13 protein-coding genes and 1 pseudogene are annotated in these 16,863 nt (G+C 41.7%); 5 read left to right on the forward strand and 9 right to left on the reverse strand.

The features are described from left to right. Positions 1-55: 55 nt before the first annotated feature. Positions 56-2,116: a methionine--tRNA ligase gene (metG, locus tag A4G13_RS05610; RefSeq protein ID WP_090655173.1), complete on the reverse strand. Its 2,061-nt coding sequence runs from the start codon at positions 2,114-2,116 to the stop codon at positions 56-58. Positions 2,117-2,271: 155 nt separating this feature from the next. On the opposite strand from metG, the gene apbC reads away from it, so the two are divergent. Beyond that, positions 2,272-3,384, forward strand: coding sequence for an iron-sulfur cluster carrier protein ApbC (apbC, locus tag A4G13_RS05615; protein WP_011200800.1), 1,113 nt, complete (start codon positions 2,272-2,274; stop codon positions 3,382-3,384). 85 nt (positions 3,385-3,469) lie between these two features. On the opposite strand, the gene epmA is transcribed toward apbC, so the two are convergent. Beyond that, entirely contained in the window at positions 3,470-4,441 is a 972-nt protein-coding gene (gene epmA / locus A4G13_RS05620) for an elongation factor P--(R)-beta-lysine ligase (RefSeq protein WP_090655170.1), read from the reverse strand. A 389-nt stretch (positions 4,442-4,830) separates the two neighbouring features. Between epmA and frdA the strand changes: the two genes are divergently transcribed. The 4 genes from frdA to frdD are packed head-to-tail and all read left to right on the forward strand — an operon-like array spanning position 4,831 to position 8,148. After that, a complete protein-coding gene (gene frdA, locus A4G13_RS05625; RefSeq protein WP_090655167.1) occupies positions 4,831-6,630 on the forward strand; it encodes a fumarate reductase (quinol) flavoprotein subunit in 1,800 nt (599 codons plus the stop codon). Continuing rightward, entirely contained in the window at positions 6,623-7,393 is a 771-nt protein-coding gene (locus A4G13_RS05630) for a succinate dehydrogenase/fumarate reductase iron-sulfur subunit (RefSeq protein ID WP_011200821.1), read from the forward strand. The genes frdA and A4G13_RS05630 overlap by 8 nt, the downstream gene beginning before the upstream one ends. 8 nt (positions 7,394-7,401) lie before the next feature. Next, positions 7,402-7,791 (forward strand): fumarate reductase subunit FrdC, encoded by a 390-nt coding sequence (gene frdC, locus A4G13_RS05635; RefSeq protein WP_011200822.1) that lies wholly within the window; start codon positions 7,402-7,404, stop codon positions 7,789-7,791. A gap of 12 nt (positions 7,792-7,803) precedes the next feature. Then, positions 7,804-8,148 (forward strand): fumarate reductase subunit FrdD, encoded by a 345-nt coding sequence (gene frdD, locus A4G13_RS05640; RefSeq protein ID WP_011200823.1) that lies wholly within the window; start codon positions 7,804-7,806, stop codon positions 8,146-8,148. Positions 8,149-8,307: 159 nt separating this feature from the next. Here the strand turns inward: frdD and A4G13_RS05645 are convergent, their stop codons facing one another. From A4G13_RS05645 to A4G13_RS05675, 7 genes and pseudogenes are all read right to left on the reverse strand, one after another. Then, a complete protein-coding gene (locus tag A4G13_RS05645; RefSeq protein WP_090655164.1) occupies positions 8,308-9,468 on the reverse strand; it encodes a chorismate mutase in 1,161 nt (386 codons plus the stop codon). An 87-nt stretch (positions 9,469-9,555) separates the two neighbouring features. After that, a pseudogene (gene ushA, locus A4G13_RS05650) lies at positions 9,556-11,208 on the reverse strand (bifunctional UDP-sugar hydrolase/5'-nucleotidase UshA). Between the two features lie 317 nt (positions 11,209-11,525). Beyond that, positions 11,526-12,443 (reverse strand): UDP-3-O-acyl-N-acetylglucosamine deacetylase, encoded by a 918-nt coding sequence (lpxC, locus tag A4G13_RS05655; protein WP_011200827.1) that lies wholly within the window; start codon positions 12,441-12,443, stop codon positions 11,526-11,528. Positions 12,444-12,496: 53 nt separating this feature from the next. After that, positions 12,497-13,711 carry a cell division protein FtsZ gene (gene ftsZ, locus A4G13_RS05660; RefSeq protein ID WP_090655161.1) on the reverse strand — a complete coding sequence of 405 codons (1,215 nt, stop codon included), beginning with the start codon at positions 13,709-13,711 and terminating at the stop codon, positions 12,497-12,499. A gap of 82 nt (positions 13,712-13,793) precedes the next feature. Beyond that, entirely contained in the window at positions 13,794-15,086 is a 1,293-nt protein-coding gene (gene ftsA, locus A4G13_RS05665; protein ID WP_011200830.1) for a cell division protein FtsA, read from the reverse strand. Positions 15,087-15,134: 48 nt separating this feature from the next. Further along, entirely contained in the window at positions 15,135-15,905 is a 771-nt protein-coding gene (locus A4G13_RS05670) for a cell division protein FtsQ/DivIB (protein WP_011200831.1), read from the reverse strand. Beyond that, positions 15,905-16,828: a D-alanine--D-alanine ligase gene (locus tag A4G13_RS05675; RefSeq protein WP_090655158.1), complete on the reverse strand. Its 924-nt coding sequence runs from the start codon at positions 16,826-16,828 to the stop codon at positions 15,905-15,907. Before A4G13_RS05675 ends, A4G13_RS05670 begins: the two co-directional genes overlap by 1 nt. Between the last annotated feature and the right edge of the window lie 35 nt (positions 16,829-16,863).

Here is a 16,863-nt window from a genome sequence, read left to right on the forward strand (position 1 = left end):
AGGGCCGATTTCCGTATCTTGCGGGAATCGGCCCTTTATTTTTTACCGTCTTGAATTACATTACGCGACTACCCGCTTTAACGCCAGCATCTACATCAAGCAAATATAAATCTTCACCGCCGGTGCCCGCCGATAAAATCATACCTTCAGACACGCCGAATTTCATTTTGCGCGGTGCAAGATTTGCCACCACAATCACAAAACGACCTTCAAGTTCTTCGGGGTTATTGTAGGCGCCTTTAATGCCGGACAATACCTGACGTTGCTCAAAGCCCAAATCCAGCTGAAATTTCAATAATTTTTTGCTTTCCGGCACTTCTTCGCATTTAATTACTTTTGCCACCCGTAAATCGATTTTGGCAAAATCATCAATGCTGATTTCAGGTTCAATCGGCTCAAAATCCGTTAAAAGTGCGGTGGATTTTTTCGAATTTTTTTCTTCTTTCTTAACTGTTGCATTAACGGTGGCATTTTCCGCTTTTGACGCTTCGATCATGGCATCGATTTGTTTAACGTCTAAACGGCTGAATAAGGCTTTAAACGGCGCAATACCATGGTTTAACAATGGTTGCGCTAAATTATCCCAGGTTAATTCCGCCTGTAGGAAAGCCTCCGAACGTTCCGCCAATTTAGGCAATACCGGTTTCAGATAGCCCATTAACACCCGGAAAAGTTGAATACCCATGGAACAAACCGCCTGCAATTCCGCTTCACGTCCTTCTTCTTTGGCAATCACCCAAGGCGCTTTATCATCCACGTATTTATTCGCTTTATCCGTTAACGCCATAATTTCACGGATAGCTTTACCGAATTCACGGTTTTCATAATAAGCGGCGATTTGCTCCGATTGCGCGATAAATTCGGCGAATAGCGGTTCATCTTCTAATTTATCCGCCAATTTACCATCAAAACGTTTTTGAATAAATCCGGCATTGCGCGAAGCCAAGTTAACCAGTTTATTAACTAAATCGGTATTAACGCGTTGTACAAAATCGTCCAGATTTAAGTCTAAATCGTCAATACGGTTACTGAGTTTTGCCGCATAGTAATAACGCAGGCATTCCGGATCCAAATGTTTCAGATAAGTTGCCGCCTGAATAAAAGTACCGCGGGACTTGGACATTTTTTCGCCGTTTACGGTCACATAACCGTGCACGAAAATATTTGTCGGTTTACGATAATTCGCGCCGTCTAACATGGCAGGCCAAAACAGACTGTGGAAATACATAATATCTTTACCGATAAAATGATAAAGTTCCGTATTGCTATCTTTATTCCAAAAACGGTCAAAATCCAGATTTTCCCGTTTACATAAATTTTTAAACGACGCCATATAACCGATTGGCGCATCCAACCAAACATAGAAATATTTGTTTTCCGTGCCCGGGATTTTAAAACCGAAATACGGCGCATCGCGGGAAATATCCCATTGCTGCAAGCCCGCATCAAACCATTCCTGCATTTTGTTTGCCACCTCCGATTGCAACGCACCGGAACGGTTCCATTCTTTTAACATGGACTCAAAACTCGGCAAATCAAAGAAGAAATGTTCGCTTTCTTTAATTACGGGTGTTGCGCCGGAAACAGCGGAACGAGGGTTAATTAATTCCGTCGGGCTGTAAGTAGCCGAACACACTTCGCAGTTATCGCCGTATTGATCTTCCGCCTTGCATTTCGGGCAAGTCCCTTTCACAAAACGATCCGGCAGAAACATGGATTTTTCCGGGTCAAACAATTGAGAAATTGTGCGGCTTTTAATAAAACCGTTTTCTTTTAAGCGGCTATAAATTAATTCGGATAATTCTCGGTTTTCTTCCGAATGGGTGGAATGATAATTATCAAAGCTAATGTTAAATCCGCAGAAATCCGCATAATGCTTTTCTTTAACATCCGCAATTAATTGTTCCGGCGTAATGCCCATTTGGTCGGCTTTTAACATAATCGGCGTACCGTGCGCATCATCGGCGCATACAAAATGGATCTCATTACCGCGCATACGCTGAAACCGCACCCAAATATCCGCCTGAATATGCTCAAGCATATGACCTAAATGAATCGGACCGTTAGCATAAGGCAATGCGCAGGTCACTAAAATTTGACGATGTTGATTTGACATTAAAATAATCCTATTACGACTTATCTTTGATAAAAAAATTATCAGGATTTTACCTTAACTGCGGTATTTTTTCTACTTGAACTATATTTCGCTTAACAGAATCTCAATGTCGTGGTTAAATATCCGAGAATTTATCTCTACTATAGGATTCTATAATGTCTATTATATATACCGATAATCTCAGCGCCGGGCAGCAAGCTCAAATACAAACCTTATTTCAACAGTATCGGCATCCCAGCTTAAAAAAAGATCTCATTGCGTTAAGTGCGGTGAAAAAAGCAGAAAAAGGCGGCGATACGTTACGCATTGAACTTTCGATGCCCTTTCCCTGGAATAGCGCTTTTGAACAATTAAAAGCGGATTTGTCGGATAAATTGTTGTCCGCCACGGAAAGCAAAAATATCAAATGGCAATTAACCTATCAAATCGCTACCTTAAAACGCGCAAACAACCAACCTGCGGTGAAAGGGGTTAAAAATATTATTGCCGTTACTTCGGGCAAAGGCGGGGTTGGTAAATCGACCGTTAGCGTAAACCTGGCACTGGCATTGCAAGCCCAAGGCGCCCGTGTCGGTATTTTGGACGCGGATATTTACGGCCCTTCAATTCCCCATATGTTAGGCGCGCCGGATCAACGTCCGACTTCGCCGGACAACCAACATATCACGCCGATCCAGGCTCACGGATTATTCGCCAACTCTATCGGTTTTCTGATGGATGAAGAAAATGCCACGGTTTGGCGCGGTCCGATGGCAAGCAGTGCATTGAGCCAGTTATTAAACGAAACCTTATGGCCGGATTTGGATTATTTAGTGATCGACATGCCGCCGGGTACCGGGGACATTCAGCTTACTTTATCGCAACAAATCCCGGTAACCGGTGCGGTAGTAGTGACAACTCCGCAGGATATCGCATTGCTTGACGCTGTTAAAGGCATTTCCATGTTTAACCGAGTTTCCGTGCCCGTATTAGGCATTGTGGAAAATATGTCTATGCATATTTGTTCAAACTGCGGTCATCATGAAGCGATTTTCGGCACAGGCGGCGCCGAACGAATCGCACAAAAATACCATGTTGAAATGCTGGGACAATTACCGTTACACATTTGTTTGCGTGAAGATTTAGATAAAGGCACGCCGACGGTCGTTTCAAATTCAAATCAGGAAATCCGCGATGCTTTCATGCAATTAGCGGAAAAAATCGGCTACGAACTTTATTTCCAGGGTGCCGTTATTCCGAGCGAAATTATGTTTCGTGAAGTGAAATAAATCCTTACAAACAAAAGTGCGGTGAAAATTTTAAAAATTTCACCGCACTTTTTTTATTTTATACAATTTGTTCTATATCGTTTAACTAAGCATTATTCACACCAAACGCCATCACTTCTTCAATGCGATTAGCATTTAACGCCGCCATCAGTAAACGGTCAACACCTAACGCAACGCCCGCACAATTCGGCATACCGGCTTCCAGAGCCGCCAATAAACGCTTATCAATAGCCCGTTGCGGCAGACCCGTTTTTTCACGTTGGCGGTTATCCCGTTCAAAACGAATGATTTGCTCGTTCGCATCCGTTAATTCGTTAAAACCGTTAGCCAGCTCCAACCCTTTGAAATAAAATTCAAAACGCTCCGCCACCCGATGATCTTCAGAACTGATTTGTGCTAAAGCCGCTTGACTGGCAGGAAAATGATAAATAACCGCCGGACGGGTTTGCCCGATTTGCGGTTCAACAACCGTGCTGAAAAGAAATTCTAACAAAGTATCCCGTTCTTCATTTTCATCGCACATAAAATGATGTTCGCGCGCTTTCGCTACCAGCTCCGCTCGCGGTGCGGAAAGCGGATCCAGCCCCACATATTGCTGAAAAACGAATTGGTAACTGAAACTTTCCGCCGGTTCGCAATCTAAAATCTGTTGCAATAAATCGTCCACTTCGTTGATTAAGCGATACATATCAAAATGCGGACGATACCATTCCAACATAGTAAATTCCGGATTATGACGACTACCCGCCTCTTCATTACGAAACACACGGCAAATCTGGAAAATCGCACCGCTACCTGCAGCAAGCAGACGTTTCATATGATATTCCGGGCTGGTCATCAACCATAAGGTCTTTGAATTTTCACCAATCGGCGCGATAAATTCCGTATTAAATGTGGATAAATGCACATCGGTAACGCCGAACTCGCTTAACACCGGTGTTTCCACTTCCAACAAACCTCGCTCGGTAAAAAACTTACGGATTTCTCTGATAATTTTTGCACGGGTAAAAAGAGTTTTTATCGGCGCGCTTGGCTGCCATAGTTCTTGTTCAAACATAAAAATACTTCAAAATAAAAAAATAATCCCGTCTATTATAAATAAACGGGCTTATATTCCCAATGAAATTATTATCAATAGATTTTATATTGTGCTGAATTTATCTATTAGCGGTGAAAATAAGCAGTAATTAAGTAATTCATTTAAAGTTAAGATTTATATGTTTTATTTCAAAATATCAATTTGAGAAGTACAAAATATGCAATCTCACACATAAGCGTACACTTATTAAAATCACTTTTTTGAGGTAGATCACAAAAGAGCTATTCTTCTGTATAAAATAATAAAAAAGAGTTAGTAATAATGCCGATTAATGGCAAAATATAGCGGAAGGGCAATTTTAACTGCCTGAATTATTTACTTTTATCAACTCTACTGGGGAGAATATCGTGCAAACTGTTAATGTCGATATCGCAATCGTAGGCGCTGGTGGCGGTGGTTTACGCGCTGCAATCGCAGCAGCTGAAGCTAATCCAAACTTAAAAATTGCATTAGTGTCTAAGGTCTATCCAATGCGTAGCCATACTGTTGCGGCAGAAGGCGGTGCAGCGGCTGTAATTAAAGAAGAAGACTCATATGATAAACACTTCCAAGACACTGTTGCTGGTGGTGACTGGTTATGTGAGCAAGACGTAGTTGAATATTTCGTTCAACATTCGCCTGTTGAAATGACTCAAATGGAACGCTGGGGCTGTCCTTGGTCTCGTAAACAAGACGGTGATGTTAACGTTCGTCGTTTCGGCGGTATGAAAATTGAGCGTACATGGTTTGCTGCGGATAAAACGGGTTTCCACCTGTTACACACGTTATTCCAAACTTCAATCCAATTCCCTCAAATACAACGTTTTGACGAACATTTCGTATTAGATGTGTTGGTTGACGACGGTCATGCCCGCGGTGTTGTTGCGATGGATATGATGGAAGGTAAACTGGTACAAATCAATGCGAATGCGGTTGTTATTGCAACCGGCGGCGGTTGTCGTTCGTTTAAATTTAATACCAACGGCGGTATCGTGACCGGTGACGGCTTATCAATGGCTTATCGTCACGGCGTGCCTTTGCGTGATATGGAATTTGTTCAATATCACCCGACAGGTTTACCGAACACAGGTATTTTGATGACCGAAGGTTGCCGCGGCGAAGGTGGTATCTTGGTGAATAAAGACGGTTACCGTTATCTTCAAGACTACGGTCTGGGCCCAGAAACACCGGTCGGCAAACCTGAAAACAAATATATGGAACTTGGTCCTCGCGATAAAGTTTCACAAGCCTTCTGGCAAGAATGGAAAAAAGGCAGAACCTTAAAAACGGCAAAAGGCGTAGATGTCGTCCATCTTGACTTACGTCACTTAGGTGAAAAATATCTACATGAACGTTTACCGTTTATCTGTGAATTATCTCAGGCTTATGAAGGCGTGAACCCTGTAAACGAACCGATTCCGGTACGTCCGGTCGTTCACTATACCATGGGTGGTATTGAAGTTGATTTCAACAGTGAAACCCGCATTAAAGGTTTATTCGCTGTGGGTGAATGTGCGTCTTCAGGCTTACACGGTGCAAACCGTTTAGGTTCTAACTCACTTGCCGAATTGCTTGTTTTAGGTCGTGTAGCAGGTGAATATGCGGCACAACGTGCGGTTGAAGCGACTGCGGCAAACCAAACAGCCGTTGATGCGCAAGCGCAAGATGTCGTTCGTCGTCTGGAAGATCTATTCAATCAGGAAGGTACTGAAAACTGGGCTGATATCCGTGAAGAAATGGGTACGGCAATGGAAGAAGGTTGCGGTATCTATCGTGATCAGGCAAGTATGCAAACTGCGGTTGATAAAATTGCAGAATTGAAAGAACGTTATAAACGTATTCGTATTCAAGACCGTTCAAGCGTGTTCAACACTAATGTGTTATATACCGTTGAATTAGGCTACATCCTTGATGTTGCGCAAGCTATCGCAAACTCGGCGTTAGAACGTAAAGAGTCTCGCGGTGCACACCAACGTTTAGACTACGTAGAACGTGACGATACGAATTATTTAAAACATACTCTTGCATTCTATAATGAAAACGGTGCACCTCGCATTGATTATAGTCCGGTGAAAATTACTAAATCTCAACCTGCTAAACGTGTATACGGTGCGGAAGCTGATGCAGCCGAAGCAGCAGCTAAAGCTAAGGAGAACGCAAATGGCTAATCAAGCAATGATGAACGTTGAAGTATTGCGTTATAACCCTGAAGTGGATAAAGAACCATACTTACGTACTTACCAAGTGCCTTACGATAACCAAACCTCTTTGTTAGACGCGTTAGGTTATATTAAAGACAGACTGGATCCGGAACTTGCATACCGTTGGTCTTGCCGTATGGCGATTTGCGGTTCATGCGGTATGATGGTAAACAATATTCCTAAATTGGCATGTAAAACTTTCTTACGCGACTATAGCGGTCATATGCGTATTGAACCGTTGGCTAACTTCCCGATTGAGCGCGACTTAATCGTTGATTTAAGCCACTTCATTGAAAGTCTGGAAGCTATCAAACCTTATATTATCGGTAATGAAATGCCGGCATTAGACGGTCAGCCGCATCCTTCCGCCGAATTGGCGAAAAGCCGTACCAAACAAACTCCGGCACAGTTAGAGAAATATCGTCAATTCTCTATGTGTATTAACTGCGGCTTATGTTATGCAGCCTGCCCGCAATTCGGTTTAAACCCTGAATTCGTCGGTCCTGCGGCATTAACAATGGCTCATCGTTACAATCTCGATAACCGTGACCACGGTAAAGCGGAGCGTATGCCGATTATTAACGGCGAAAACGGGGTTTGGACTTGTACATTCGTCGGTGCATGTTCGGAAGTTTGTCCGAAACATGTAAACCCTGCAGCAGCAATTAACCAAGGTAAATTAGAAAGTGCTAAAGACTATCTAATTTCAATGCTTAAACCGAAAGCGTAGGAGAAGTTATGACAACTGAAAGTAAACGCAATAAATATGTTCGCGAAGTAACTCCTACTTGGTGGAAAAGCTGGAGTTTCTATAAATTCTATATGTTACGTGAATCAAGTGCGATTCCAACAGTTTGGTTCTGCCTTGTATTACTTTACGGTGTATTCTGTTTAACAACGGCAAACGGTTTTGTGGAGAAATTTATTCCTTTCCTACAAAATCCGGTTGTTGTGATTTTAAACTTAATTTCACTTGCATTATTACTATTACACGCATTTACTTTATTCCAAATGACAGGCGAAGTAATGTCGGGGTCGCTCGGTCTTAAATCGGAAGTAATCCAAAAGGCATTAAAAGTGTTATTTGCTATCGTAACTGTTGTTGCATTAGTTTTAGTCTGTATCTAGGGAGTAAAGATAATGGTTGATCAAAATCCAAAACGTTCAAATGAGCCGCCTGTATGGTTAATGTTCAGTGCCGGTGGTATGGTGAGTGGTCTTGCATTCCCTGTATTGATTTTAATTCTAGGTATTCTTTTGCCCTTTGGAATTATTTCACCGGATAATATTATTGCATTCTCACATCATTGGTTCGGTAAATTAGTTATTCTTGCATTAACTATTTTCCCAATGTGGGCTGGCCTTCACCGTCTTCACCACGGTATGCACGATATTAAAGTGCATGTTCCAAACGGCGGATTAATCTTCTACGGTCTGGCGGCGGTTTATAGCTTTATCGTGCTTTTTGCCGTAATTGCAATTTGATCTAAAATAAAAAGAATTAAGCCCTTTATAGCAATAAAGGGCTTTTTTATGCTTAAAAATATAAAAAGTGCGGTCATTTTTGGCGAAATTTTGTAATTCAATGTGATGTTTACAAAACTTTCAAAAATCCGACCGCACTTTTTGCAATTGATGAATCTTTTATCTTACATCCACCGGTTTGACGATTTCACTTGGATAACAGCCCAATACTTTTAAATAAGTGCTGTATTGTCTAAGTTCCTCCAGCGCCGCTTGAGTATCCGGATGGTTAGTATTGGCTTCAATTTCCAGGTAAAACATTTCTTCCCACGGCTTACCGTAAATCGGGCGAGACTCTAATTTAGTCATTTTAATTTGATACTTTTTAAACACGGTTAACGCATCGACTAATGAGCCGGCTTCCTGTCCGGTAGTCATTAATAATAAAGTTTTTGTATGGATTTGCGACGATACGGTAATAGCTTTGCGGGCAATAACAATAAAGCGTGTAATATTGTTTTCCTGATTCGCGATATTGCTTCTTAACACCGTCAATCCATATAAATGTCCGCCGTCTTCATTGCCTAATGCGGCGATATTCGGTTTATTTAAACTGGAAACCAACTGCATTGCATGAGAACTGCTTTCGCAAAATTCAATATGTACTTTATTTAAACTGCGAATAAACTGGCTGCATTGCTGAATAACCTGCGGATGGCTGTATAAGGTATCGATTTTGCTCAAATCATCCTGCCCGTTAACCAATACGCAATGTTTAATCGGATATGTGAGTTCGCCCACAAGCGATAGATCCGTATGTTGCAGTAAATCATAAACTTCGTTGATTGAGCCGGATGTGGTGTTTTCCAAAGGCAATACACCGTAATCCGCTTCGCCGGAACTGACCTTTTCAAAGATCTGTTCGAAAGAGCTGCAGCTTAATTCAATTAATTGTTCCTGATAACGGGTTGCATAACTTCGTGCGGCTAAATGTGAATAAGATCCGCGTTTACCTAAAAAAGCGATGTGAATACTCTGCTCTCTTTGTTCATTCAGTTTTTTTTGTAAATAAACCTGTTGGGTGAGTACGGAGTCTTCAATAATTTTTTGGAAAATTTGAGTGATATATTGAGGTTCTAACTGGTAATTTTCGTTTTCGGAAAAATTAATCAGTTCTTGTAAAAGTTGTTGTTCCCGTTTTTCATCACGTAAAGGTTTTTGCGTTATCTCTTTGCTACGAACGACATCAAAAGCAAGACGATGACGTTCCGATAATAATTTCAACAAACTACGGTCAATCTGCGTGATTTGTTGGCGAATTTCACTTAAATCAAGAGCCATAATATTTCCTCAAAACAAACAAGGACGTGATGATCTCGTTCAACACGCCCTTGTACATTGTATGGGGATAACAATAAATTCTCAAGTCTAACGGTAAGTTATCTCGCCTTTAGGCTCAAATTTATTTGCGTCAATAGGAGAATTTTCCGCAATAAATGCTTTAAGCACTTCGGCATCCACTTTATAAGTATTTACATAAGTCGGATTTTTGTCCATCACCGGATAACCGTCCCCGCCAAGCGCATTATAATTAGGCAATGAAATTCGATAAGTTTTACTTAAATTAATCGGCTAGCCTTGAATTTTTACTTCTTTTACCTGTTTGGCTGTTCTGTCAATAATCATTGAAATACCTGAAAATTGCGGATAAGCGCCGGAATCCACTTCTTTTAATGCCACAATATTTAAGTAGTCAATCAGCTCGGCACCGCTTAATTCAAAATAACTGACAATATTACCGAAAGGTTGAACCTTTAGGATATCCCGATAAGTAATAACCCCGGACTGAATACTGTCTCTGATTCCGCCGGAATTTATAATTCCCACATCGGCACCGGCAGCCTGGCGTTGCGCTTCCGCCACCAAGCGTCCTAAATTAGTTTGATGGAATCGAACGATATTGCGATCCCCCACCAATTTACCGGCAACATCGCCGATTTTTACGCTCAAAAGCTGATCGCCTTTATCTTGATAGGTTTTGAGGGTTGCCAACAGTTTTTCATCCTGGGGAATCTGTTCGCCGTAAAGTTGATACTCCGTTTTACCCGCAGCCGTTTCCACTTTTTTCTTTAAGTTGATAGGAATGAGTTCATAACGGACTAACTTAACTTCACCGTTTTTAAATTCAAAATCAGCCCGTCCGAGGAATTTGCCCCACTCGCCGGCAGACATAATCCAGGTGCCGTTTTGATAATCAGGTTTGCAGGCTTGTGTCGGTTGATAATTCTGAATAAATACACCTTTAGCATCAACACAAACAGTATCATGACTGTGCCCGCCCACAATCACGTCAAAAGTACCTTTCTCTAAGCGGCGCGCCATAGTTACGTCACCGGGGGCATTAGAACCGTAATTACCATCATAATAATACCCCATGTGCGTTAAAGCGATCTTCACATCGGGGTTTTCTTGCTTATCAATTTCAGCAACAACTTTTTTTGCGGTTGAAGTCGGGTCATCAAAACGCAAATCTTTCATATATTCCGGATTACCTAATTTAGCCGTATCTTCGGTAGTTAACCCGACGATAGCGATATTTAATCCGCTACGTTTTAACATCATATAAGGTTTAACCAAAGTTTTATTGGTATTTTTATGATAAATATTTGCGGCTAAAAAGGGGAACTTAGCCCATTTCTCCTGCATATCCAGCAATTGTAACGGATTATCGAACTCATGGTTGCCGAGCACCATAGCATCATAACCAATGGCATTCAGTCCGTCGATATCGGGATGGGCGTTTTGCAAATCGGATTCCGGTACACCGGTATTTAAATCACCGGCAAATAGAGTAATTACCGAACCGCCTTTAGCCTCGACTTCGTTACGAATCCGATCAACGGCGGTTTTTTGAGCGGCGAGCCCATACTGCCCGTTCTTATCATGCCAATAATGCCCGTGTAAATCATTAAAGTGCAACAGGGTGAATTGATAGGTTTTATCCGCTTGATAACTCATTGCTGCAGCCGAGAACAGGCTCAGTGCGGCGGTAAGCTTTAAAACCCGGAAAGGTCTATTCATAAAAATTTCTCCGTTAACTATATTTCAAAAATATACAAAAACTGACCGCACTTTGATCAAAGCGCCATATATAAATTTCCAGCCCATTCCCTTCGTATAATGCGGCGACGGCAAAAAATTTACAGCCGTCGAGTAACGGAACCGCCTCCGCATGCCAGAATAAAATCTACTTTTTCATTTTTTACAAGTGCGGTCGCTTTTGTAAAATTTCATAAGCGGGATTAAGTTCAATGCCGGAAAATTCCGCAATGCAATGGATATGGAAAAGAAAAAAGCTATACTTCTGTAAAGTATAGCTTTTGTTAGTTATCTGATAATTAAATCAACACTTGAGACGGAATAGCATAACCTTGCGGTACTTTTTCTTTATCTTCAAATGTAACGAATTCCCATGCCTCTTGATTCGCCAATAATGCGCGTAACAGTTTATTGTTTAAACCGTGCCCGGATTTATACGCTTTGAAGTCACCTAAAATATTATAACCCGCCATAAATAAATCACCGATAGCATCTAACATTTTGTGGCGAACAAGCTCATCCTTAAAGCGTAAACCATCTTCATTTAATACGCGATAATTGTCCAGCACAATGGCATTATCCAAGCTGCCACCCAGCGCTAAGCCTTGAGACTGTAAATACTCAATATCTTTCATAAAGGCGAAAGTTCTTGCCCGGCTGATTTGTTGAACAAATTTTTGTGCCGAAAACTCTAAAGTATAATTACTTAAATTTTTACTAATCGCCGGATGATTAAAATCAATGGTAAAATTCAAACGGAAACCGTTGTATGGTGAAATTTCAGCCCATTTATCACCGTCTTCCACGCGAATTTTTTGTTTTACACGAATAAATTTCTTCGCGGCATCCTGCTCTTCGATGCCCGCATCTAATAAAAGATAAACAAACGGACTTGCGCTACCGTCCATAATCGGCACTTCAGGCGCGTCAACTTCAATAATCACGTTGTCTAAACCTAAACCTGCCAATGCGGAATTTAAGTGTTCGACAGTTGAAATACGCACGCCTTGATCGTTGACTAGAGCGGTACAAAGCATAGTATCGCGCACAGCCGTTGCATCTGCCGGGAAATAAACCGGCGGAGTCAAGTCTGTTCGACAATAAACAATTCCTGTATTAATAGGCGCCGGGCGTAACTTCAGCGTAACTTTATTACCGCTATGTAATCCCACGCCTGTTACTTTAATACTTTGCTTTAATGTTCTTTGTTTAATCATATCAATTATTTCTCAATTTATTGCATCAGCAAAAAGTCGAATTTACAACTCTGTTATTTGTCGCCGCGTAAAAACGCAGGTTTAAATAAATCATTATTATTACCGAAGCTTGTCGGTCTGGCCGGCTGCTCCGGTTGCGTTGTCGGTTGTTGAGGCGCTTGACCCGGTTGGTTTGGATTAGGAGTCGCTCCGGTTACAGGTCGTTGAGCGACCGGTGCTAATGTTGCTGCCGGTTCGTCAATATCGCCAATCCCGGTTGCAACAATAGTTACGCGAATTTCATCCGACATTTCAGGAATTAAAGTTGTACCCACCACAACGGTCGCTTCATCGGAAGCAAATGCGCGAATTGTATCGCCTACTGCGTAAAACTCGTCTAAACCTAAATCCATACCGGCGGTAATATTAACAAGTACACCTCTGGCACCGGATAAATCCACATCTTCTAATAACGGGCTTGCCACCGCATCTTGTGCCGCTTTTTCCGCACGTCCGTCACTTGCCGCACCTTGTGCGATCCCGGCGCCCATCATTGCGCGCCCCATTTCCGACATTACCGTACGTACATCCGCAAAGTCTACGTTAATTAAACCGGGAGAGGTAATCATATCCGAAATACCGGTTACCGCATTGCGTAAAATATCATTTACCGCAGAGAACGCTTGCACTAAAGTAGTTGTTTTGCCTAATACTTTCAATAATTTTTCATTAGGAATAATAATTAACGAATCTACGTGCTTAGACAATTCTTTAATACCAAGTTCCGCAAATGCCATACGTTTTTTACCTTCAAAAGAGAAAGGTTTGGTTACCACGGCAACAGTGAGAATACCTAATTCTTTTGCAACCTGAGCAACAATCGGCGCGGCACCCGTACCCGTACCGCCACCCATTCCGGCTGCAATAAATACCATATCGGCACCTTCCAGCATAGCACGAATCGCTTCTTGGTCATCCTCGGCGGCTTTACGTCCTACATTAGGATTTGCGCCCGCACCAAGACCTTTCGTCGTTGCGGCACCGATTTGAACCGTTTGCTGTACAATACTTTTACGTAAAGCTTGAGCATCAGTATTCACCGCATAGAAAATAATCTCGCCATGTTCATCACTTGTCATTGAGTTTTCACCGACGAGGGTCCCGCCATTATGAATCATATTATTAACCATATGATTCACAGCATTGCCGCCACCGCCGCCGACACCAACAACTTTAATCAGTGTACGACCGATTTCATCGTCAAATCCATATTCAACAGGTTCAAACATTTGTATTCTCCGTCTATGCTAGATACTCTAACACGTAAATTAATTCTAAATTCTTTCTATTGTAGATGAAAAATGCAAATTATCAAAATTCTGACTTCACTTTATTTGCAATTTTTTTGCATTTTTCAAAAATTGAGCCTAAAAAACTACTTTCCGAAGCGCTTCCACCAAACATTTGCGTGCTTTCTTCTTCGTTATGATGGCTATATTGCAATAATCCTAACACTGTAGCATATTGCGGTTTATTTACATAATCTGTCAAGCCCGTAATATTCAACGGATAACCCACACGGACATGAGATTCAAAAATATCCGTTGCACATTTAGCAATATCCGTCATTTGAGAACTGCCACCGGTTAACACAAAACCTGCGATTAACTCTTGTTTAATCCCCCGCATAGCCAATTCGTTACGTAATTGTGTCAGTTCGTTTTCAACTACCTGTAGCAAGTCATGGTAGCAACGAGACGTTACTTCAACCACTTGAGCTTTGGTAAAAGTTCTTGGTGCGCCACCGCCTAATCCCGCCACCTCAATTTTTTTCTTAGCAAACTGCTCGAGGAGCTCTGCCGACGGCATAAATGCACTACCGTAATTAATTTTAATACTTTCCGCTTCATTACGGGAAGTTGTCAGGCTTTGAGCAACAAAATCCGTAATAGTATTACCGCCGTAAGGTACAACTTTACTATAACGTAATGCGCCGTTGGTATAGACCATAATATCCATGGAACCGCCGCCAAAATCAATGAGGCAAACACCTAAATCTTTTTCATCTTCGGTTAATACGGAATATGTGGACGCTAAACCGGAAAAAACAACCTGATCCACTTTTAATCCGCAGGTTTCTACCGCTTTTTGTAAATTATTTACCCAAGCCTGGTGTCCGGCAATTAAGTGTGCCTGCGCTTTTAATCGCACACCTTGCAATCCTAAAGGATTTTTAATATTTTGTTGTTTGTCTACCGCATATTCTTGCGGAATAACATGAAGCAGCGAAAGACCTTCCGGCAATTTCACCGAACTTGCCGTATGCATAGCCTGGTCGATTTCATCCTGTGTTACTTCACCATCGGCAATAGGCACAAAACCGCTTTCGTTCAAACTTTGAATATGCTCACCGGTAATGGCAAGAGTTACTGACATAATCTGGCAATCCGCAACCGACTCCGCAGCTTCAATAGCGCGCTGAATGGAATTCACTACCGCAGCTAAATCCGTTATACTTCCTTTATCAATTCCTTTGGACGGACAACTGCCGACGCCCAAAACATTAACCACGCCGTCAGGTAACACTTCACCTACAACAGCGACGACTTTAGAAGTACCGACTTCTAATCCAACAATAGTTTTTGATTCCACAATTTTTGCCATTTTTGTAACTTCACTGTATTAATTATTATTCATTCTGCTACTATTGCATTAATTTATATCAGCAAAACTGACCGCAGCACCTACTTTATATCTTAAATCAATATATGCAATTTTTTTATTTTCCGGGATTTCCACTTGCGGATAAATTGTCATAAACCTGTCTATCTTAGACTTCCATTCTCCGCGACCTAATTTCAAGGTTATATCATTTTCTACTACGATCTCCCAAGAACCCCGCTCATCAATAGACACCGCTTTAAGTGTAATCCCTTTAGATTTAAGTTCGTTGAAAATTTGTTTCCACGCATCCAATACGGCTAAACTTTGATAATCGGGTCCGTATAACCGGGGTAAATTATCATTTTTTAATCTATCCTTGGGCAGTTTAAAAACTACACCATCAAGAGAAACAAAATCTTCGGAATTCCAAAAAGCAACCGGTGCATATTCCGCCACCCAAATGCTTAATCTATCGGGCCAAATTTTGCGCACAACCGCACCTTTAATCCAAGGCATTGATTCAATTTGTTCTCTAATGACATCAACATCCTGCCCGAAAAAGCCTTTTAGCTCTCCCATTTTCAGAATCATATCACGAACATCCGCATTTGTTGTATATTGCGGCGTGCCGACTAACGCAAAAGAACTAATAGGTTTGCTATCAAGTTTGTCCAGCAATGTTTGCCAGTTAATATAAGCAAAATAAAGCAACCCGACACAACATAGCACAAGCAAAGGTTTAACTTGTAAGAAAACTCTTGTTTTCGGTTCTGCAAGCTTTATTTTTTTTTGTGTCGTTTTGCGTTTTACCACAGACATTAAGCGCTAAGCTCCAAAATTTTTACCACAAGTTGTTCAAATGAATAACCTACTGCTGCGGCAGATTTCGGAAATAAGCTATGACTTGTCATACCCGGTGTTGTATTTACTTCAACAAGACGGAAATTACCGTTTGCATCGGTCATCACATCAATACGGCTCCAGCCGCGGCACCCCACTACATCATAAGCGCGTTTTACTAATTTTTGTAATTCCTGTAAGCTTTCCTCGCTCATCGGAGCCGGACAAATATACCGGGTATTATCCGAAATATATTTTGCATCATAGTCATAAAATTCGCCTTCAGGAATAATCTGTACCGCAGGTAATACTTGATCATCCAATACGGGCACCGTCATTTCAATGCCACTCAACCATTCTTCAATAAGTACAGTGTCATCATGGGTTAAGGCTAAATCCACCGCGTTTTTTAATTCTTCGACGGCATTAACTTTTGTCAAACCGACACTTGACCCTTCCCTGGAAGGTTTTACCATTAACGGTAACCCGAGACGTTCGACAACCTCAAGGGGATTAAGTTCGTCCACTGTATCGCGAGTAACGATTTCCATGTCCGCAATAGGTAAGCCGAACCCTTTCCAAAGCATTTTAGTACGCATTTTATCCATAGTTAATGCGGAAGTCATTACGCCGCAGCCGGTATAAGGCAGCCCGATTTGTTCTAAGACGCCTTGAATAACGCCGTCTTCCCCGCCTCGTCCGTGAAGAATATTAAACGCCCGCTCAAATCCCTGCTCTTTGAGTTGAGCTACAGGATATTCTTTCGGATCGATCGGGTGGGCATCATAACCTTGGTTGCGCAATGCCGTAAGTACGGCATTTCCCGAAGTAAGAGAAACTTCACGTTCGGCAGAGGTTCCGCCTAATAAAACTGCGATTTTTTGTTCTTTTAATGGTTTCATTTTATTTTCATCTATACATTGAGCCTTGGCTCTAT

This window comes from Basfia succiniciproducens, assembly GCF_011455875.1.
Taxonomy (GTDB): Bacteria; Pseudomonadota; Gammaproteobacteria; order Enterobacterales; family Pasteurellaceae; genus Basfia; species Basfia succiniciproducens.